16 protein-coding genes are annotated in these 20,108 nt (G+C 51.0%); 12 read left to right on the top strand and 4 right to left on the bottom strand.

All coding sequences use genetic code 11. The annotated features are described in order from the left end of the window. The 8 genes from U8T64_RS06325 to U8T64_RS06290 all read left to right on the top strand — a co-directional run. Positions 1 to 3,464 (top strand): polymorphic toxin type 50 domain-containing protein (locus U8T64_RS06325; protein ID WP_322182002.1); only part of this gene is annotated, 3,464 nt, incomplete at its 5' end. Continuing rightward, positions 3,461 to 3,658: a hypothetical protein gene (locus U8T64_RS06320; protein WP_322182000.1), complete on the top strand. Its 198-nt coding sequence runs from the start codon at positions 3,461 to 3,463 to the stop codon at positions 3,656 to 3,658. The genes U8T64_RS06325 and U8T64_RS06320, both read left to right, overlap by 4 nt. 133 nt (positions 3,659 to 3,791) lie before the next feature. Beyond that, on the top strand, positions 3,792 to 4,832 hold the full coding sequence (locus U8T64_RS06315; protein ID WP_322181998.1) for a hypothetical protein: 1,041 nt from the start codon (positions 3,792 to 3,794) through the stop codon (positions 4,830 to 4,832). Next, the gene (locus tag U8T64_RS06310; protein ID WP_322181996.1) at positions 4,826 to 5,449 is read left to right on the top strand and encodes a hypothetical protein; all 624 of its coding nucleotides are present in this window, start codon (positions 4,826 to 4,828) and stop codon (positions 5,447 to 5,449) included. Before U8T64_RS06315 ends, U8T64_RS06310 begins: the two co-directional genes overlap by 7 nt. Before the next feature lie 394 nt (positions 5,450 to 5,843). Further along, positions 5,844 to 7,469: a polymorphic toxin type 50 domain-containing protein gene (locus U8T64_RS06305; protein WP_322181994.1), complete on the top strand. Its 1,626-nt coding sequence runs from the start codon at positions 5,844 to 5,846 to the stop codon at positions 7,467 to 7,469. Beyond that, positions 7,462 to 7,686 (top strand): hypothetical protein, encoded by a 225-nt coding sequence (locus tag U8T64_RS06300; RefSeq protein ID WP_322181991.1) that lies wholly within the window; start codon positions 7,462 to 7,464, stop codon positions 7,684 to 7,686. The genes U8T64_RS06305 and U8T64_RS06300 overlap by 8 nt, the downstream gene beginning before the upstream one ends. A 178-nt stretch (positions 7,687 to 7,864) precedes the next feature. Beyond that, on the top strand, positions 7,865 to 8,740 hold the full coding sequence (locus U8T64_RS06295) for a hypothetical protein (protein WP_322181989.1): 876 nt from the start codon (positions 7,865 to 7,867) through the stop codon (positions 8,738 to 8,740). Continuing rightward, positions 8,737 to 8,916 (top strand): hypothetical protein, encoded by a 180-nt coding sequence (locus U8T64_RS06290; RefSeq protein ID WP_322181987.1) that lies wholly within the window; start codon positions 8,737 to 8,739, stop codon positions 8,914 to 8,916. The genes U8T64_RS06295 and U8T64_RS06290 overlap by 4 nt, the downstream gene beginning before the upstream one ends. 246 nt (positions 8,917 to 9,162) lie before the next feature. Here the strand turns inward: U8T64_RS06290 and U8T64_RS06285 are convergent, their stop codons facing one another. Next, positions 9,163 to 10,209, bottom strand: coding sequence for a hypothetical protein (locus tag U8T64_RS06285; protein WP_322181985.1), 1,047 nt, complete (start codon positions 10,207 to 10,209; stop codon positions 9,163 to 9,165). 134 nt (positions 10,210 to 10,343) lie between these two features. On the opposite strand from U8T64_RS06285, the gene U8T64_RS06280 reads away from it, so the two are divergent. Further along, positions 10,344 to 11,237: an AraC family transcriptional regulator gene (locus U8T64_RS06280; protein WP_322181983.1), complete on the top strand. Its 894-nt coding sequence runs from the start codon at positions 10,344 to 10,346 to the stop codon at positions 11,235 to 11,237. Between the two features lie 107 nt (positions 11,238 to 11,344). Here U8T64_RS06280 and U8T64_RS06275 read toward each other — a convergent pair whose 3' ends face one another. The 3 genes from U8T64_RS06275 to U8T64_RS06265 form a co-directional block, all read right to left on the bottom strand. Beyond that, positions 11,345 to 12,040: an MBL fold metallo-hydrolase gene (locus U8T64_RS06275; protein ID WP_322181982.1), complete on the bottom strand. Its 696-nt coding sequence runs from the start codon at positions 12,038 to 12,040 to the stop codon at positions 11,345 to 11,347. A gap of 308 nt (positions 12,041 to 12,348) precedes the next feature. Continuing rightward, on the bottom strand, positions 12,349 to 15,081 hold the full coding sequence (locus U8T64_RS06270; protein ID WP_322181980.1) for an AAA family ATPase: 2,733 nt from the start codon (positions 15,079 to 15,081) through the stop codon (positions 12,349 to 12,351). A 62-nt stretch (positions 15,082 to 15,143) separates the two neighbouring features. After that, positions 15,144 to 16,271 carry an exonuclease SbcCD subunit D gene (locus tag U8T64_RS06265; RefSeq protein WP_322181977.1) on the bottom strand — a complete coding sequence of 376 codons (1,128 nt, stop codon included), beginning with the start codon at positions 16,269 to 16,271 and terminating at the stop codon, positions 15,144 to 15,146. Between the two features lie 178 nt (positions 16,272 to 16,449). On the opposite strand from U8T64_RS06265, the gene U8T64_RS06260 reads away from it, so the two are divergent. The 3 genes from U8T64_RS06260 to U8T64_RS06250 all read left to right on the top strand — a co-directional run bounded on the left by U8T64_RS06260 (position 16,450) and on the right by U8T64_RS06250 (position 19,984). After that, on the top strand, positions 16,450 to 17,976 hold the full coding sequence (locus tag U8T64_RS06260; RefSeq protein ID WP_322181975.1) for a D-alanyl-D-alanine carboxypeptidase family protein: 1,527 nt from the start codon (positions 16,450 to 16,452) through the stop codon (positions 17,974 to 17,976). A gap of 330 nt (positions 17,977 to 18,306) precedes the next feature. Beyond that, positions 18,307 to 18,933, top strand: a complete 627-nt coding sequence (locus U8T64_RS06255) for a matrixin family metalloprotease (RefSeq protein WP_322181973.1) — start codon at positions 18,307 to 18,309, stop codon at positions 18,931 to 18,933. A 31-nt stretch (positions 18,934 to 18,964) separates the two neighbouring features. Continuing rightward, entirely contained in the window at positions 18,965 to 19,984 is a 1,020-nt protein-coding gene (locus U8T64_RS06250; RefSeq protein WP_322181971.1) for a hypothetical protein, read from the top strand. The last annotated feature ends 124 nt before the right edge of the window (positions 19,985 to 20,108 follow it).

Below are 20,108 nucleotides of genomic sequence, written 5' to 3'. Positions count from 1 at the left end.
TATCCGAAGAAGCCAAAGCCGCGCTGCAGGGCCATGATAACGATCAGAACGAAGACTTTCAAAGCTCCATCGACTGGATCGACGGAAGGTTTCTCGAGATCGACAGTGAAATAGAGAATATCCAAAAAATCCACGATGAGAAGCTGATGTATTATCGGGAGTATTATGACGAGCATGGCGAGTACCCGAAGTCCTACCCGGAGATCGAAGCCGAATTGAACAGCTATCAGGAAAGGATTCATGGGCTGGAGGCGGAAAAAAAGCAGCGCCAGCAGACGCGGAAGAATGAAACCAACGAGCTGAATTTCCGCCAGCAGTACATCGGCCTGAAATATAACGATGATTTTCAGGAGTACGCGAGCTACGCGCCGGCAGAACAGGGAGCCTTTTCCATAGTAAGCGATACGAAAGATACTTATTACAGAATCAACAACGTTCCTGTAGCGCGGGGGATTTTTGACAAATGGGATACCAGCAAAAACCACCTGAAGGAAATGAAGCCGGACGAGATCGATATCTTCAATTATCTCTATCAAAAACAAGGAGAGGATGAAGCCCAAAAATACATAGAGGATATCACCCCCGTGCTGTACCGGAGGCAGAGAGAAAGCAAAGAGAAAGCGATCGCGGACTTCGCGGAGGAAAGCTGGGGGAACAGCGCGCTGGCGTCCGTTAACAGTATCCTGACAAAGCCCCTGGAGGGGTTCAGCTACCTGGGCCAGGGGATCGATTATCTGATGGACGGTGAGATCGATGAGAACGCACCCTATAACGCCTTTGTGTATGAGAACCAGGCAGCCCGAAGCGCGGTGAGCAAGAAGATCGAAAAGCAGTGGGGAGAAGCGGGAAGCTTTCTGTACCAGCTGGGTATGGGACTGGGGGATTTTGTTTACACGCTGGCCCTGTCTCATGGGCTTGCGGCGGGAGCGGGAGCCGCAGGCCTTTCAACGGGAGCTGTGGCGAAAACCGCCTCCCGAATCTCTCTGGCTATTATGAGCACGGAAGCCGCGGCGGAAACGGTGCTGGACGCGAAGGACCGGGGACTGGAAGACAAAGACGCCTTCTGGCTGGGAACCATAGCGGGAGCCACGGAGCTGGTAACGGAAAAGGTGAGTATCGATAAGCTGCTGGATAAGGTGGGTATGGGAAAAAACGCGCTGACGTACCTGCTGAAAAACGCCCTGGCAGAAGGCAGTGAGGAAATGGCCAGCGACGCGGTAAACTGGCTGGCCGATGTGATGATCTCCCAGGATAAATCCGAATGGGAGGAAACCCTGTTTCATTACCAAGTCATGGGCTTTTCCGAAGACGAGGCCTTCCTGGCCGCCATGAAGGAGCAAGGCAGGAAAATGCTGAAGGACGGCGCGGCAGGAGCCATTACCGGCGCCATCATGGCAGGCGGCAGGCTGGCGGGCAGCAAGATCCAAGATGGAATCCAGAACTACAGAAACTACAAGGGGGCGGTGCAGAATGGGAGAATTTACCACGACCTGAACAATATGACCATGGGAGAGCTGGCCAGAAGCCTCGGCTATATGGATATTGAGCAGGAGTACAAAACCTCTCTGCCGGTAGCGCTGGAAGCGGAAAGCCGGAGCAGCAGTGAAATCCGCTCGCTGCTGGAAGCAAATGGGTATTCTCTGGAAGGCGAGTTTGGAGACAGTTCTTCTCGTGGAGCAGTTGAGGGCGAAAAGGTTCAGTTTTCTATAAAATATGATGCCAATAATGTACCCTTTGTAGAAATTGATCAGGATATTTTGCAAAATATCCCGCAGAATGAATGGACAAAAACTATAAAAGAAAACCTAAAGCAAAAATTTTCTGATGGTGTTATTGTCGGGAATAATGAAATTCAAATTGATAGGCAAAGTATTCGGGAAATGACATATTCAAAATATACACGGTACTTAATGAAGCAATTTCCAGAATTGTATGCAGATAAAATGCGCATAACTGGAAATGTAGATGAACTTTTGCAAGCTTCACGAAATTATGTTAATGAAAGTCTAAACCATCCTAGAAGTGATAATATTGAACAATTTGCGCGCGGCCAAGTACAAATGCGCATAGGAGACAATGACTATAAAGCTCAGGTTGTGGTTGCGATGCGTTCTAATGGAAAACTTTTATTGTATGATATTCTGGATTTAACACCTACAATAATTCAGGGAAAAAACAAAAAGTCCAATGTAGCGATAGCCATAGACCCGTCACCGAGAATCGACAGAAACACTACATTGAACTTTAATACCAGTATACCCACTTCCAGTGAAAAAGTCAACGGCAGCGGCATGAATTTGGAGCAAAGCATTCGTTTATACGGCGTAGACCCGCAAAAAGCGACGCTCGTGACCCGGCTGGCAAATGACACCGGAGCGAAGGTGCTCTTCGACGGAACGCTGACGGAAGAATGTAAAGGGTACGAAAAAAACGGCGTGATCTACCTGAACCCCAATGCAAACAATATCAAGGCCATATTCAGTCATGAGCTGACTCATGTTCTGGAGAGAACGGATTCCTACCAAACCTTGCGGAATATGGTGTTGAGCCAGTACGGGAACAATACCGCCCTGCAAAACGCGCTGGACGCAAAACGGAAGAACTATCAGGCGCACGGCGTGGAGCTGACCAGAGCGGAGGCGGCTCAGGAGCTGGTGGCGGAATTCGCGGGCGAGAGGCTGTTTACGGATATCAGCGCGATCCGGCGCCTGGCAAGCTACGACCTGAACCTGGCGGGAAAAATCGGCAGCGCCATTTCCCGCATGGCGTCAAAGGCAACGGGAAACCCGGAAAAGAGCTTCCTGAGAAACGCGGAGCACATGTACACACAGGCCATTCGGGAAAACTCGGGGTTAAGCCCCACAGAAGCCAGGTTCCTGCTGGAGAGTAATGGGTATTCGGTCAAGGATTTCCCTCAGCTTCCAAGCTTGCTTAGAGACGGTGAAGGGGGACAGCTGCAAAGAGATGAAGTGGGAAGAGGAACGTTCGAACTATTTGAGGGCATGAGTGCAGATGCTTTGAATAGTGAGACGGATTCTGGAGGCAAGCAGACCGATCTATTAGTTGATACGCCATTGACATTAGAAGAAAAACAACGTATCATACGAGATAGAGTAGAAAGTGGCGAATACTCCTTAAAGCAATCCCCTCAAGGTTATTTAAAACATGTGGAAGGAACGCCACAATATAATAACTATATGCGAGATAGGCAAAAAGCAGGGAAACCGCCACAGAGTAAATTAACAATTTCTGAGTCAGAATCCCAAGCCATTATAAAGGAGTATTATGGCAAGGGGAATTCTAAAGAAACCAAAAAGGGCGTGGATCATATCGAGTTCGTAACAGTAGATAGAGTGGTTGGCTTCTATTACGAAAAGGGAGAATGGCATGTGACTCGCCGCATCGCAATCCATTACGCCAAGGATGGTAGTCATATTGTACCAGTAAAGGAGTGGAACAAATGATTGATATTTGGAAGTTTCATGACAGTGATAAGATAAAACTTACCGATACGGATAGAAATGTTTACATCGGAAATGTAGTGATAGTAGATGATGCCGAGGAAACAGGAGACCCCGAAGATGGCATTACCATTTACGTAGAAGGAAGGTATTTAGGATTTCTTCAAAGCGAGATAGCAGAAATACAAGAGCTGTGAGCTAAAAGAGAGGATAATTTAGTTAGCTGACTAAAGCGTTTCCTCATATTTGAAAAATTTCAAAAAAGCCGGGCAGTTTGTCGTATGACAGATTGCCTGGCTTTTTTGTTATGTGGAGAAAAGTGTAACCGCATTGACGTACCTACTGAAAAACGCCCTGGCGGAGGGCAGCGAGGAAATAACCAGCGACGCGGTAAACTGGCTGGCCGATGTGATGATCTCCCAGGATAAATCCGAATGGGAGGAAACTCTGTTTTATTATAGAGCCCTGGGCTTCTCCGAAGACGAGGCCTTCCTGGCCGCCATGAAGGAGCAGGGCAGGAAAATGCTGAAGGACGGCGCGGCGGGAGCCATTACCGGCGCCATCACGGCAGGCGGCAGACTGGCGGGAAGCAAGATCGGCGATGGGATTCAGAGCTACAGAAACTACCGGGAGGCTGTGCAAAACGGAAAGCGGTATTATGCCTTAAATAATATAACCAAAGGAAATCTGGCTCAATTATTGGGGAATATGAATGTTGAACAAGATTATAAGCAGAATCCTCCGCCCACTTTGAATTCAAGAGATGTAGAGAACTTATCGCTTCAGGATGTACGGCAGCTAATGGGAAGGTATGGCTATTTTCCGGAAGAAAACAGTCGAGGAAAGCTTGGAAATTTACAGCGTAACAGAGCAAATTCTTTGCAAAGCGGAAATGCCATTGACAATTCTTCCGGAGATGGTACAATGGAAATCAGTGAGAAGCAAAGAATAAATGATCCTATGGTTGAATTGACTGGCGATGCAATGGTTTCTCATCCGAAAGAAATTGAAAGAATCATAGCTGATTTGGAAAGCGCTGGAGTGGAAATACTCTATGGAAAAGGCTCAATAGGGTATGGCCATGGACTTAAACCTGGCGAACCAGGGCAGTTTCATGTTGCGCCTGGAGCGAGTTACAGTGCTTGGTGTCATGAATACAAACATTTTTGCGATGACCGTGCTAATGGGTATCTTGGGACAAAAGAAGCAACAAATAATATTCCCAGACGTATGCGTATGGAATCTGACGCTTATCAAGTAGAAATTGATATAGCCAAAGAAGCGAACCGACCGGATATCGTAGAAAGATTGGAAAGGTTACGAGATAAAGAAATTCTGCGAATAAGTGCGAAAGGAGGGCCTGTGTGGTAACAAATACTACTTGGGAAGAAAGAATCGTGAAACGAATGTATGCTGGTTCACGAGAGGATATTTTGAGAGGAATCAAAAGTCAATCGTCGTATTTTCTTACGTTTGCTATTCTGGCAGGCATGGCTTGGCATGAAAGAAGCCCCGAGTTTATTGACGGTTTACTTGCGGCAAAGGATAATCGGGGCACGATTTTTTATTTTCGCGGAGGAGCAGGATATGCCGGAGAGTTGGCAAAGGCGGCTTTGGATGTGTGTGGGATTGAGAAATATCAAGGGGATGACCCGATTGCTTTACAATATCTTAAAAGCAAATTTGAAGATCCGTCGGCGAAGAGAATGGATACCATATATCAGCCTCCATGCGAACGCTTCGAGGAATGGAAAGACGCCATCCAGGTTTACTGTGAAGAAAACGGACTGAGCTATGAAAAGGCGTGCCAATTGGCGAAATCCTGCAGCAAAGATATGCTGGTGCTGATGTGTGATGACTACACAAAGCTAATTAGCCCTTATGCTGCAAAAAACATTTCATTTCCAGCTGTGCTTTATGTCAAGCGAACTGAAGAAGGCCTGCAATTTAAGCAAACAGAATATACCCAGCAAATTCTAGCCCCCTAAGTCCTTCCTCTCTGCGGCATAAAAGAACAAGAGCCAGCAGTATACCAGAAATTGGTGTGCTGCTGGCTTTCTTGTTATGTGAAGAAAAGTATAACGACGCTGAAACAGGTGCTGTGTATAGAATCAGGAATTTCAAGAGGGCAGATGGGAGTACGTGGAAACAGACATCGACCGGCGGCTTGAGGAGATAGTGCGGGAGATCAACGACCTGCACCGGTATGATCCGGGAAAGTTCACGCTGGGAAGCGGCTGGGCCAGGGATTCCATGGAAAAGCAGGGATCTCTGGAGAATGAAGCGGCGGTCCTGCGAACGGAAAAGTATCTTCTGGAAGGAGAGAAAAAGCGATCCCGGCAAAGGCTGGAGGCCATAAGAGACCCGGACTTCCAGAAGTATGTGGAGCTGGGGAAAGCGGCCGAAAAGGAGATTTACCACGAAACATTGATAAATCAAGCCGCTTTACAAAAAAGCGGTGTGATTCTTCCGATAAATACATTGGATTCCTTCGAAGATACAGGAGCAATGGAGCCGATTGATCAGAAAATATATTACTACCTCTGGGGAAAGGAAGGAAACGAGACAGCCGCGAAGAGCTATAAGCACTCCCTGGAGCGTCAGATCAACCAAAAAAGGAGCGATGAGTATCTGGAGCGAATTCAGAAAGGAGCGGAGGAACAGCCCTTCAGATATGGAATCACTTCCACGCTGTTTAGACCGACCGCGGCGGCCTTGACTGTCGGAGACATGCTGAAGGATTGGACAAGCCCGGAAGCGGAAAAGGGCCTGCTGGCAGACCCGAATACACCGGGGAAAAGCATGACCAGGGGGATCTGGGCGGCAAGGCAGCCTGGGCTGGACAGCATCGAAAATCCGGGCGCGAAAAAGGCTGCAAACTATATGTATAACGTGGTGGATATGGCCCCCGGCGCTGTACTGGACGCGCTGGGGACTCCGGTGCTGGGAATGGCCTACAGAAGCATGGTGCGTGGAACCGACGGTTATGTAGAAGCGGCCTCACAGGGAGCCACGACGGAACAGGCGCTGAAAGAAGGGAAAAACAGAGCGGCGCAGGGAATGTTCTTGGAAAACGCGTCTCAAATGGCAGGAAACGGGCAGAACAACGGCTTCTCCCGGCAGCCGGGAGATTCACAGCAGGGCGCTTCCTTGGCTCTGCCAAATTCCGGCCAGCTGAGCGGGCTTTCGGAAGCGGAGTACTATGATCTTATGAATATGCTGGGAACCCAGGGAGTTTTTCAGTATCTCATGGAAAACAACGGCTATTCCATGGAAAATATTCTGTCCCGTCCTTCCGCGCAGCAGGCATATGACATATTGAGATATGCGGGCTTGGAACCGGCACCGGCACAGCAGCTGTTGAAAAGCAATGGGTATTCCTTAAAAAATATTGTAGAACCGTTCTCGGCAGAGGAACTGCAAAAGCTCCTGAGAGAACCCGGCCTGGATGTGGAAACCACAAAGCGCCTGCTGGACAACGGCGGCTACACTTCCGAACTTCCCAATTTGCTGAAAGGGATTGAAGGAGAGGAGCCTTTGCAGAGGGATGAGGATTTATTAGGAGAATTCTTCGAACTGCCGAAAATTGGAGAAGATCTCCTGAATGATGCGTTTGGGATTGAAAAAACACAGTCGGAAGATTATAATGAATTTGCCGAAAAAATCCATGATTTAATACGTTCCGAATATTCACTGAAACTGCATAAAGACAGACAGGGGAAACACATCCGAGGCTCTTTCAATTTCGATCCAACTCGAGGTGAATTAACAGCAGATCCCGAAGAATTAATTAAACTTTATGCGGGAAAAGGAGAACCAATTAGAGCAAAATCTGGAGCATGGCCTGAGCGAGAACGCTTTACTCACACTTCTTCTATTGGAATATATCGAAACAAAAACACTGGGTATACGACATTTACAAATAATGGAATATTCCATTATTCTAAAGACAAAGGCATACACATTACACCTGCTAACCCGGATAAAGGAGGAATAAGCAATGATTAATCTGAAAGAAAAAGTAAATTTGATGGGAAAAAAGGTAAAAATAGTATGTACAGATGGCCAGATCGTTGTAGGAATATTTTCGGAGATATTTGATAAAGAAGATAATGAATGGAGAGAAGGAGAGGAATTACCAACAAGCGAAAGTATTCTTATAGATACGAAGGATTATCCTATGGAGCTTTTTATAGAAGAGATTCTTAGTATAACGGCTATATGAATTTCATAAAGCAGCAGCATTATACGAAAATTGTAGTACTGTAAGCAGATTATTTGCTAAAATCGTTGTCCTAGAAAACTAGCAAAACCAGTCGTATGCCTGTTTAGGCATACGGCTGGTTCCTTTATATCCTCAACCACTGGCTATGCCGAGGGAGCAGGGAATGTTTCAGTACCTTATGGAAACCAAAGGGTATTTTCTGGAAAATGTTCTCGCCCGCCCCTCGGCGCAGCAGGCCTACCATATTCTGCAGGCCGAAGGCTTCAGCCCTGAAACATCGCGGTATCTGCTGGAAAGTAATGGGTACCGTTTAGACGATACCTCCCACCTTCCGGATTTGCTTGGGGACGATACGGGGGAGGTATTGCAGAGAGACGAGGGCTTATCGGGAGAAATGCTTGAGCTGCCGAAAGTCGGAGAAGAATTTGGCAATGGCGAAAAAAGACTTGAAAAACGCAGCTATTCGGATATACTAAAAGGAGATTACTTCAGCCAAATCGAAGAGGAAGCGGATATCCCCGAACTATATCGTAATGACTTCAGTGATTACGAGGAGCTGACTCTTACCGAGCAGGAAGCAGATGCGTTTTTATCTCTTCACGATAAAGCAAGTGAAAACGGAAAAGAAAATGCGGTGGCCTTTGTCAATGGGCAAATGACGGAGATTTTTACCAGTGATTTTGAAAACAGAGTGGGGGTCCCCCATGAACTTCTGGAAAAACAGAATGTAAAAATTTTCCACAGCCACACAAATTGTACACCACCTTCCGGAAAAGACTTGGAAATGCTTACAAATGAAAATGTGTCTGAAATAGGAGTCATTACAGCAAATGGCGATATATATACTGTCAGTATAGGAGATGGAGAACACCCTTTACCAGAAGAATTTCGCATGATTGAGAAACAGATACAGAATGAAATTGATACAGCAATGGTGGATTATCCCGATTTTTGGGAGTGGTCAATTCCCCAAAGAAATTATATGGCTATCAGAGAAAAAACATATCGAATTGTTCGCCATTTTGGTTGGACGATGAAAGGAGGAAAAGGATGAATAAATATTTTCATGAAGGAATGACTGTGGGCGAACTACGAACAACTCTTTTTACCGTGGTAGAAGGAAAAACAAAGGAAGAAATTGAGGAGATTAAGAAAGAGTATTCGAAAATTCTTCCCATCGTTCTAGAAAGGCAGCAAAAGGAAAACATAGGATGGTTCGCTAACGATTAAAACCATGATTTTGCCCCTTGCCGGAAAATTTCAAAGCCAAATATAATTTCTTTTACAAGCCAGCAGTATACCAGAAATGGTGTGCTGCTGGCTTTTTTGTTATTTGAAGAAAGATAAGAGCAGTGCTGGCAGTTTGCCGGTCTGAGCTCACAAGCCCTCTCAAGCTTACCGGGAAACAGCGGGTATCTTCCCGAAAACCTGCTGGAGCTTCCGGGAGCCTCCGCTTACGAGCCTCTTTCCGCCACGTTACCCCCTGTCCCTGGAATGGGTCAGAATGATTTTTTGCAGTTCTTTTGCTTCCTCCATGGTGCTGACGCCGGTGACCATTTGCAGGCCCCGGCTGCTCAGGTTGTCCAGCAGCTTTTCCACTTCCTTCGCCTGGGGGAACAGCACCAGGTTTTTCCCGGCCTTCTGGATCTTTTGCAGCTGGGGGATAAATTCGGAGGTCGGGGGCTGGCCCACAACGGGGGTCCACTGAATGGCCCGAAGCTTTTTCAGGGAAAGCAGAGAATCCAGATGGCGGATCTGCTCCCGCCCATCAAAATGATAGACCGGGTAATCCAGAAATTCGGTAAGCTCCTGAAGCTCCGGCATGATGAAGCGGTTGAACATCTCGTTTGAGATCATCACGCTCAGGTCGCACTGCATCTGGGCGCACCGGCTGGGGGCCCACAGGTGCATCCAGGAAAGAATGGAGCCCTCGTTATTTTCATAGGTCAGGGAGAAAAGCTCCTCCTGGGTCTCCTTGTAAATGGGCATCAGCTTTTGAATTCCCCGGGAAATAAATTCCGGGTCGGTGACCATATCCATCAGCAGATTATCACTGCCCCGCAGGGCCGCCAGAGCATCGGCGATGCCGCAGTTATCGGTCACGGAAACGGCATAGTCCCCATGAGATTTTTCCAGAAGCCTTGTAATGGCGTCTTTCTGCCGCCGAAAGGCTTCCGGGCGGCAAAAGCTGACGCGCTCCGCGTCCGGCTCGTCCAGGCAGGGCTCAAACCAGGTGGTGCGCGGTGCGTAGACCGGCTCGCTTCCGGCGTACTCCGCAACGCCGGAGGTGCCGAAATAGGGAAACAGGCAGGGAATGGCCTCCCACAGGTATTCCTGGCCCTGAAAGCGGCGGCGGTGCATGGCGTCGTCCTGCTCTGTGTCAAAATAGAAATGTACCTCTCCAAAGTCGGTATAGCCCGGCTTTGGCACAATGATGCCCGCACAGCAGCGCTCCATGGGCTCCCGCTGCCAATAGGCGGCCATTCGGGTTTTGATCTCGTTCCAGTGGTCTGTGTACAGCATGGTTAAGTCCTCCCATCGATCAAAATTTTAGTGAAAAAGAATTGACTTTTTTTCAGCTTGCGGCTATTCTTTTTAGAAAAGGCGGTTCCCCTTTGGGGAGAAAAGCCTTCCGGATAAGAGAGAAAGGAAGCGGCATGAAATACATTACGGAAGCGCTGGAGATCCAGGAGGATTTTCCACTTGTTGTTTCGATCGGCAGCGGGTTTTCCCGGGAAGAAGAGCAAAGCGGCAGGGCGGTCATGCACAACCATCACAGCCTGGAGATCAATTACTGTCTGGAGGGAGAAGGCCGCTATCTCATTGGGGACGATCAATATCCCATTTTTCCGGGAGATGTTTTTATCATCAACAACCTGGAATATCACCGGGCGGTAAACGAGGACGGCAGGCTGAAGCTGCTGGTGATCGTGTTCGACGCGGATCTGGTGCTTTCAAACAGCGAGGATTACAGCTATATCAGGGCCTTCTATGAGTGGAAGCCCGGGTTTCGCCATCGGCTTTCCGGGAAAAGCCTTGTGACGGAAGAGATCAAAGCTCTGCTGGAAGAGATGCGCCGGGAGTGGGTGGGGCAGGCTGTGGGCTATCGCATGGTGCTGAAATCTGATCTTATGAAGCTTTTGGCCCTGGTGTACCGGCGCTTTGCGCAAACGGAGGGCTATGGGGAGCAGATTTTGCTTTTCCAGACGGGCAGAACCCGTCTGGCCCCGGCGCTGAGCCTGATGGAAGCACGTTTTCAGGAGGAACTTACCCTTGCCGAGCTGGCAGCTTCGGTGCACATGAACCCCAATTATTTTTCCGGTCTGTTTTCCTCCCTGATGGGCTGCACGGCGTCGGAATATCTGATCCGGCGCAGGCTGAAGCACGCGGCCATGCTGCTGGTGACCACCGCCCAGAGCATTCTTTCGGTGGCACTGGAATCCGGCTTTCACAATGTGCCGTATTTTAACCGCACCTTTCGCAGGCATTTCGGCATTCCGCCAGGCGAATACAGGAGAAACGGCGCCACGATGAAGCAAAGCGATTTTTGAAGGGAACCCTTTCTGGCTGTAGTATAACAAAGCAGGGGAAGCTTTTCTTCCCCTGCTTTCCTTTGTTCTTGCACTATTTTCAGAAAATGGACTTCGGAAAAAAGGATTCAGTCCTCCAAGATAAATTCCTGTCCCGGCTCCCGCGCGTCCATCACATGGCGGGCATATTCCTCATAGCCGGGCGTGGATTTGAACAGGGGCACAACGGAGGTGTCGCCCCACATGTGCATGGGGAACACATACTCCGCGCCAGCGGCCTCAAAAAAGTATTTCATACCCAGGTCGAAGTCAGCCTCCTGACGGGGATCCAGGGGAACGAAGGCCACATCGATCTTTTTGCCGGAAAGCAGCTCCAGCTCCTGACGGTACTGCCGTGTCATTTGGTCGTTCTGAAAGCGGGGCGCGCCGTCCCACACCCAACAGTTCAGATCTCCCGCGTGGTAGAGAAGCTTTCCTTCGCACTGCACCAGAAAGGCAACGCCCGCGTCAGTAGAACGAAGGGTAGCGGCCTTCAAGCTGCCGAGCTCATAGGTTCTGTGAGGAGACACGAACAGCGTATGGCTTCGTTTTTCCTCCGGCACCCGGCTTTCCCAGATATCATCGGAAAGGAGATAGAAGGTTTCTTTTCCCTGCCGGGGGAAAGAAAAAACGGCGGGAGAAAAATGGTCGCCATGGCTGTGGCTGGCGAATACATACAGGGGCTTATCGGTTTCGGGAACGCTTCCCTCATAATAATCAAACAGAAGGCAGCAGGAGGAAAGCTCCACAAAATAGCAGCTGTGCTGAATGAAAGTGACCTTCATAAAAAACATCCTTTCTTATGAGAAATTAGCAATGAGGAATGAGCAATGGAGGGCTGGAGGAAAAACGGTAAATCATAATTTAACACACAGTTTCCCGCTGTCATTCTGAGGAACGAAGAGACGAAGAATCTCGCCCTTAATTCCGGGAGAAAAGGACAAAGGACGAGATCCTTCGCGGCAGCAAAGCTTGCTTTGCTTTTGCTCAGGATGACAGACGGAAAGAAAGCGCCTCGCCGCTAAATTCCAATTTATTAAACTCTGTCCTTCCCCTTCATTCCTCATTGCTTATTGTATCCGCAGCTGGCGGCTCAAAACTTGACCGCAGCCCGGGAAGCGCCGGAGGGAGTTCTGGTCACCTGAATGCTGCAGGGGATCCGATTTTTCAGCTCTGATACATGGGAAATGATGCCGATGAGCCGTCCGCCGCCCTGGAGCATTTCCAGGGCCTTCATGGCGGTGTCCAGCGTTTCCCCGTCCAGGGAGCCGAAGCCCTCGTCGATGAACAGTGAATCCAGCCGTACCGCGCCGGAATGGTTCTGCACCACCTCGGACAGCCCGAAGGCCAGAGACAGAGAGGCCAAAAACTGTTCTCCTCCGGACAGGGTCTCGATGGAGCGGGGGAGCATGGAGGAGCCGTCCAGCACCTCCAGATCCAGCCCGCTCAGGGAATTTCCCCCTTTTGGCCCCTCCATCAGCCGCAGGGCGTACCGTCCCCGGCTCAGGGTGGAGAAAAAGCGGTTGGCGCTGACCAGCACTTCCTCCAGCATGATGCTGAGCACATATTGCAAAATCGGCAGCTTCTGGGGATTGTTTCCGGAAAGGGCTTTGGAAAGCCGGGCGGTGCGGCTGTATTTCTTTTCCAGCCCCAGAGAGCCTTTTTCCAGCTCCCGTATGGTTTGCAGTGTGGCGCGGAGGGAGGCGGCCAGCTGAACGGCGCTTCCCAGCTCCTCAGAACACCGCAGGCGTTCCTCCCGCAGGGCCGCTTCCCGCTGCCGCAGAGCTTCTGCCTCGGGCTCGGTTTCCCAGGGCTTTTGAAAGGCCTCCGCCTCTCGCCGCGCTTTTTCCAGGGCGGCTTGGGCCAGGGCCAGGGTGGTTTCCGCCTTTTGCCGTTCTCCTTCCAGCGCTTCGGCCTGCCGGAGCAAAGCGGCGGCGTCCTGTTCCAGCTTTTTATAGCGGGCTTCCTTTTGCGCAAGCTCCTGCTCCAGCCCGGCGGCGGTCAGCCCGGCAAGGGCCTGTTCCGCTTCCGCTGTTTGGTGTGTAAGCTCTTTTTCCCTGGCTTCCAGGGCGGAGGCTTCTTCCCGCTGTTTTGCTTTTCGCGCTGTGAGCAGCTCCTTTTCTCCGATCAGCTTTTCCAGGCGGGCCTGAGCTTTTTCCAAAAGGCCGGCGTTTTTCTGCGCTTCCTCCAGCTTTCCGGTGAGCCCGGCAACCTCCTGTTCTGCCTGCTCCGGGGAAAGGGGCAGGGCGGCGCAAAGGCGCTCCTGCTCCTGAAGGCTTTGAAGGGCCCTTTCCCGCTGGGCTTCCAGGGAGCGCTGCAGGGCAATAGCCTGCAATGCTTTTTGCCGTGCTTCCCTTTCTCCGGCCCGAAGGGCCTCCAGCTCTTCCTGCCGAAGAAGGGACCGGCTGCCCTGGGCCGGGGCGGGGTGCTCCCGGCTGCCGCAGACAGGACAGGGCTCTCCCTCCCGAAGGCCCTGGGACAGGCCCAGCGCGGCGTTGCGGCGGGCCAGCGCTTCCTGGTGCTCCAGTTGCCCGGTCAGCGTTTCACTGAGAACTCTTTGCTTTTCGGCCTCCTGCTTCTGCGCCGCCAGCTCTGCTTCCGTTTTTTGCAGGGACTCTTTGCGCCCCAAAAGCTCCCGGTAGGCTTCCTGTGTTTTTTCCAGAACGCTTCGCCGCTCCAGCAGCTGGGGAAGAAGCCCCGCGGCGGCCTGGCACTGCTGTACAAACAGCTTTCCCGTTTCCAGGCGTGCGGCAAGCTCTTTCTCTTGAGCGCCGCACCGCTCCAAATCACTTTGCAGCTCTCGCAGGGCCTTTTGGGCAGCCGCCCGCTGCCGCTTCAGGTCTTCGGCACGGCGCAGCTCTTCCCGGCGTTCGGTGAGGCGGGCGGTTTCCCGGGCCTGAAGCACCGCTTCTTCCCGAAGCTTTTCGGCCTGCTGACGTTGCTGCTTTGCGATATCCTTTTCCTGTTCTAAAAGCGTTTTGCGCTCCCTGGAGGCTTCATAGCTTTTTTCGGCCTCCCGCAGCGTGGCGGTCAGCTGGCCCCAGGCTTCCGCCGCCCGAAGCAGGCGCTCCGCCTCCTGCCACTGCTTCGTTAGGGTTTCGCTGGTTTTCCGCAGAGCGGCTTCCCGCTCCCCGGCGGCGGTGATGCTTTGCTCCAACGCTTCTGTGGTTTCCAGGGCTTCCTTTTGCAGCAGGGAGCTTTTTTTCGCCTCCAGTTCCCGCAGCTGTTCCTCCAAGGCCTTGGTGCGCCGCAGCAGGGAATCTGTCAGTGCTTTCCAGCGCCCGGCGGAAAACAGGGTGCGCAGCATTTCCCCCTTTTCCTTGGAATTGGCCCGCAGCAGCCGCAAAAATTCCCCCTGGGGCAGTACGATCACCTGGGAAAACTGCTCCGCGGTCAGGTGGAGCAGCTCCTCGGCCACATTGCGCACCGCCGTTTCGCTTTTGCTTTCCAGCAGCCGGAATTCCCCATTTTCCAGCAGAAAGCATTCGTGAGAATCCCGAAATTCCGGCTCCTTGGTGTTTCGGTTGATGTGAAGATACCGGGTGCGCCGGAAGCGATAGATATTCTCTCCCAGGGAAAAATCGTATTCCGCAAGGGTGGGGGTATCGTCCTCCGCCGCCATACAGCGCATGGAATCAAAGGTGCGCCTGCCGCCGGTGGCCCTGCCGTACAGGGCAAAGCTCATCGCGTCCAGCAGGGCGGTTTTCCCGCCACCGGTGGGGCCGGAAATGAGGAACAGCCCGGCTTCCTCAAAGGCGGTAAAATCCAATTCTGTTTTTTCCGGATAGGGCCCGAAGGCCTGAAGCAGCAGGCGAATGGGTTTCATGGCCGCCCTCCTTTCTGTTCCGAACGCTTGTTAGCCAGACGGTGCAAATTTGCACCGTCTGGCTACCGGCCGGATTCCATTTCCTCCAAAAGCTCCTGCAGCAGCTGAAGCTCCTCAGGCTCGGCGGGGGTTCCGCACACGTCCTGCAAAAAAGAGGAAAAGATGGTTCGGTCGTCCTGCCCTTTCAGCCTTGCCGCCCGTTCTCCCGCCGCCCCGGAGATCGCCCAGGGGTTGGAGAGGGAAAGCAGATTGGGATAATAGGGGCGCAGCTTGTCCCTGGCCAGGAAAACAGGGGACTTATCCTCCAGCACCAGCTCCACATAGTCCTCGCAGGGCTGTTTTTTCCCCTGCTCCAAAAGCTCCTGAAACAAACCGGAAATCCGGCGCACATCTCTCAGCGGCGTAATGGGTACTTCTTCCACGGCAAGGGAAGCACCGTCCCATTCCAGGCGACAAAAGCCCTTTTTCTGGTGCTCTTCATCTACGGAATATTTCAGGGGAGAGCCGGAATATCTTCCCTTTTCTCCTGCCCGCTGAGGGCCGTGGAGGTGGCCCAGGGCCACATAGTCAAAGGGAGAAAACAGCTCCGGCGGGATCTCTCCCGCGCCGCCTACAAACAGGCTGCTTTCCGAATCGGAGGGCATGGCCCCGGCGGCAAAGCAGTGGGAAACGAGAATATGGGCGGCTCCCGGCTCGAACAGCGGAAGCATTTGCTCGATCAAAAGCTTCATGCAGGCGGCTTCTCCCCGCAGAGAATCGTCCCCCAGAAATTCCCTGCCCTGGGCGCTGTTGAAGTAGGGGAGAAGAAACAGCTGCACCTTTTCCCCGTTTTCCTCCAGCAGGACCGGAGAAAAAGCGTCGGAAAGGGTGGTGGAGAAATACACGCCGCTGCCTCGCAGAGCAGTTTTCAATAAGGTGATACGGTCGGCGCCGTCGTGGTTTCCGGAAATCACACAGACCTTGCAGGAAAGCTCCACAAGCCGGGAAAGCACGGAGTCAAACAAACGGATAGCCTCCGGCGGGGCGATCTGCCTGTCGTAAATATCTCCCGCCAGCAAAACACAGGCGGGCTTTTCCCGCTCTACCGCAGGGAGGAATACCTCTTGAAAAAACCAGCTTTGATCCGGGAGCAGGCTTCTGCCGTACAGCATTCTGCCCAGATGCCAGTCTGAGGTATGAAACAGCTTCAAGGCTTTCACCGGCTTTCAAAAATATTAAGAAACTCAATCTTTTCTTTTGAGCTGGAACCGTGTATAATCTTAGATGCTAGATGCTGGAGAAGGGCGTAAGGGCAAGCTCCATGTACCCAGTATACTATAAAAATTCGGAAACGTACAGGCGATTTTTGGGAAAAGGAAGGTTCTTTTCATGAAAAAATATACACGGCTGGCAGCGGCGCTGCTTTCGATATTGCTTTTTGCTTCCCTGTGGGCGGCTCCGGCTTCCGCCGAGGGCTTCCCCTTCAACTGGGATATTGGAGACGACAACACGGAGCCCCACTGCAAATCCCTGTTCCTGCTGAATCTGGATACGGACACGGTGGCCTATGCCATGAACGCCGATGAAAGGCTGCCCATGGCCTCCATGACGAAGATCATGAGCTATATCGTGGCCTATGAGAATATTCCCAATATCGAAAACGCCCAGATCACCATGCCGGAAAGCGTGGACGAGGAGTTGATGAACACGGGAAGCTCCGTGGCGGACATGTATCCGGGAGAATCCTTTAACGGCAAAGATATGCTGTATCTGATGATGGTCCCCAGCGGAAACAACGCCGCCCTGACCCTGGCAAAATATGTGGATTCCCTGTACCCCGAGGAGCAGGCCGCTTTGGAAAGCGAGGCCGCCGCCGCGCCCACGCCTTCCCCTTCTCCCGCGCCGGAGGGGGAGGACGATGACGACAGCGGGGAAGACGACGGGGAGGAAGGGGAAAACTCCTTCGACCCCACGGACTACACTGGAAAAAGCTATTTTGTTCATTTGATGAACGAAAAGGCCAAGGAGCTGGGCTGTGAAAACACCCATTTCACCAACGCCCACGGCCTTCATAACCCCAACCATTATACCACCGCCAGGGAAATGGCGATCATCACGAAATACGCCATGACCCTGCCGAATTTCACCGAGATCACAGGCACCTCCGCCTATAATTACAGACCCATCGGTTCCGAAGAGGTGCGCACGGCCAACACCACCAACAAAATGCTGACCAATTACGCAGACGAGGCCGGCATGTCCTATTATTACCGGTACGCCACAGGCATCAAAACCGGCTCGCTGGACGAAGCGGGCTACTGCATTGCCGCCTCCGCCACGGCCGATGGCTATACCTATATCGCCATTGCCATGGGGAGCCCCATGTATTACGAGGACGGCGCGTTCTGCGATCTGCACGGGGAAATGCTGGACTGTGCCACTCTGTTCCGCTGGTCGTTGACCAGCCTGGAAAAAAAGACAGTGGCGGTGCAGGGAGACGTGATGAGCTCGGTCAATTTGAAATATGCCTGGAAAAAGGACGAGCTGCTGCTGGCGGCGGGGGAAAACGCCTCGGTCATGCTGCCCAAGGAAGTGAATTCCACCAGCATTTTGATCACGCCGGATATTCCTGAAAACGTGGAGGCCCCCGTTCGCAAGGGAGAACAGATCGGCACCGCCTCCTTAAGCTATGCTGGGGAGGTGATCGCCACGGTGCCCCTGGTGGCGGCGGAATCGGTGGACAGAAGCGAAGCGCTCCATGTGTGGGAGCAGGGCCAGGCCGTGCTCAGCGCCCCCTGGTTCCTGGTGATCATGGCGGTGATCGTAGCGCTGATCATTGTGTATATTATCCTGATTTTGCTCTACCGCCGGAAGCAGAAACAACTGCGCAGGGTCAAGAGGTTCCGGGACATGTAAAACGCAAAATCCGGAACGGATTTTGCTTTGGAAGAAGTGCTCGGTCACGAAGTGACCGCCTTTTCCTTCGGAAAAGTACCGCCCTTCTTCATTGCGCAAGATGCTTGTGCCTTTTTAGTGGTTCTCTTAACTGATTAAGCAGTGTTTGGCTTTTATTGCGCAGAAACTATGCGCTGTGAAATCGAAGCGACCTATCTTTGTTTGGGTTGGCGCTTCGATTTTTTTGTCTACATATTAAAAAATTGGTGAAAACAAGTGATAGTTTTATTGACATTTTTTGGAAAGTTTGATATTATAACATAAAGGATAATACAAAAAAGGAATGGTAAAATGAAAAAAACTGGTTTCCTGTTAGCAATAGTTTTATTGATTACAGCTTTTTCACCAAAAGCTTCGGCGTACAATTTGTATGATGAAGATCGTCCATACACGACAATATCCCTGAATACTTCGGAAACGCTCAAATACTTAGTTCACGAGGATTTTGGAAGCACTACCTTTTCACATATGAATGAGGCTCTTTATCAATGGAATAAAGAGAGTGGACACTCATTAATGCAAAGAAATCCTACAGTGCGCCATTCTCTGTCTGATTTTGGGGCAAATGCGGCAAGAGATGGATTGAACTTGGTTTATAGGAAAAGCATTCCCACAGATAACAGAATTGCAGTAAATTTAGTTAGATGGAGCAATTCCAGCTATTTAGTCCTGGAAAGTGATATTAATTTTAATGTTAGTAAGAAATTTTCAAACGGGGCAGAAGCAGGACGTTGGGACGCATATTCGATTTTTTTGCATGAATCTGGGCATACAGTGGGATTAGGTGATATTCAGAATCCCAGAGCGTATGAGAAAGATTCCGTTATGGTGGGTAATTGGGAGAATCGGCAGAATTCTATTTCCTGGCGGAGACTTCGGCAAGATGATATCAATGGATTAAAAGTTCTTTATCCATAAGTAAAAGTCTTATCAAGAAGGAGTGTGTGCTATGAAAGATCAAAAAAGGAAAGTTGGCTTTTTAGTCGGGGGCGCTGCTGTTTTTCTGGTGATCATGCTGGGCGGAATCTTTTTTCTGCAAAACGGGCCTTTTTCTGTTTTGGAAGCCGAAACCTCGTCTCTTTCTGAGGGTCCTGCCCAAGCTTCGCTTCTTTCCACAAAAATGGAGTCGCTTCCGGATGATACAGAGATTATTACCGCGGAAGGTGTTTCTGTAGAAGAGAATCTCTTTGAGGTTTCCGAGCGCTCTTCCCTGATTTTGTACGGCAGGGTCTCTCATATCTCCGAGCCTATTCTGTTAAGAACGGTTTACGACAGCGTTTCCGTGCATACAGACGTGGAGATTACCCCGGAAAAGGTCTTCCGCGGGGAAGCGGACAAAACGGTGACCGTGCGGCTGTCCGGCGGTCTGGTGGGGAAAGAATATATAGAATATCAGGACGAGCCGGAGCTTTGCCTGGGGAAGGAATACCTGCTGTTCCTTCAGCAGCCGGACAGGGGCTACGGCATCAACGGCCCGGGGGAATATTACATTTTGACGAGCCTGTGGAGAAGCGTATTTGCGGCGCTTCCGGAGTCTCAGCAAAAAATCGCGGCGCTGTCCGCACCGCAGGAGAAACAGAGCGATGTGTTTTTGGCAAACAGCAGCAAAGCCTTGCCGACGGAAAATTTTGAGATCGTGGACCAATGGGAGGATATCGTAAAGGGACTCTCGGTTTCCGAGGCGGTTCTTCCTTTGAACACGCTGGAAAAGGTCTATCCTGAGTTTAACAAAAGCTACCCCGTGAAGGAGGGCAGGATCTATCAGGAAACCCTGGAGGCTTATAAAGCTAATTTGGAAAGCGGATTTCTCTCTCAGGAGGAATACGAGTACTATCTTTCCGTGATAGATGTTTACGCCGAGGAAATTACCCCGGAAGAGGCCGAAGAAATAGCTGCGAAAAACGAGACGCAGAAAGAAGAGTTGCGAAAACAACTGGCTGAGGAAGAGCAGCAAAAAATGAGCAATTAGGAAGAGCGAGGGAAGAGTTCGGTAAATTGGAATTTGCGGCGTGCCGCTTACTTTCTACCTGTCATTACTGAACAGAAAGCAGGGAAACCTTGTTTTCTCGGTGAAGAATCTCGTCCTTGGGTCT

The organism is Neglectibacter caecimuris (genome assembly GCF_034335015.1).
Lineage (GTDB): Bacteria > Bacillota > Clostridia > Oscillospirales > Acutalibacteraceae > Acutalibacter > Acutalibacter caecimuris_A.
The sequence above is the reverse complement of the archived record's forward strand: the minus strand, read 5'-3'. Positions and strand labels throughout refer to the sequence as shown.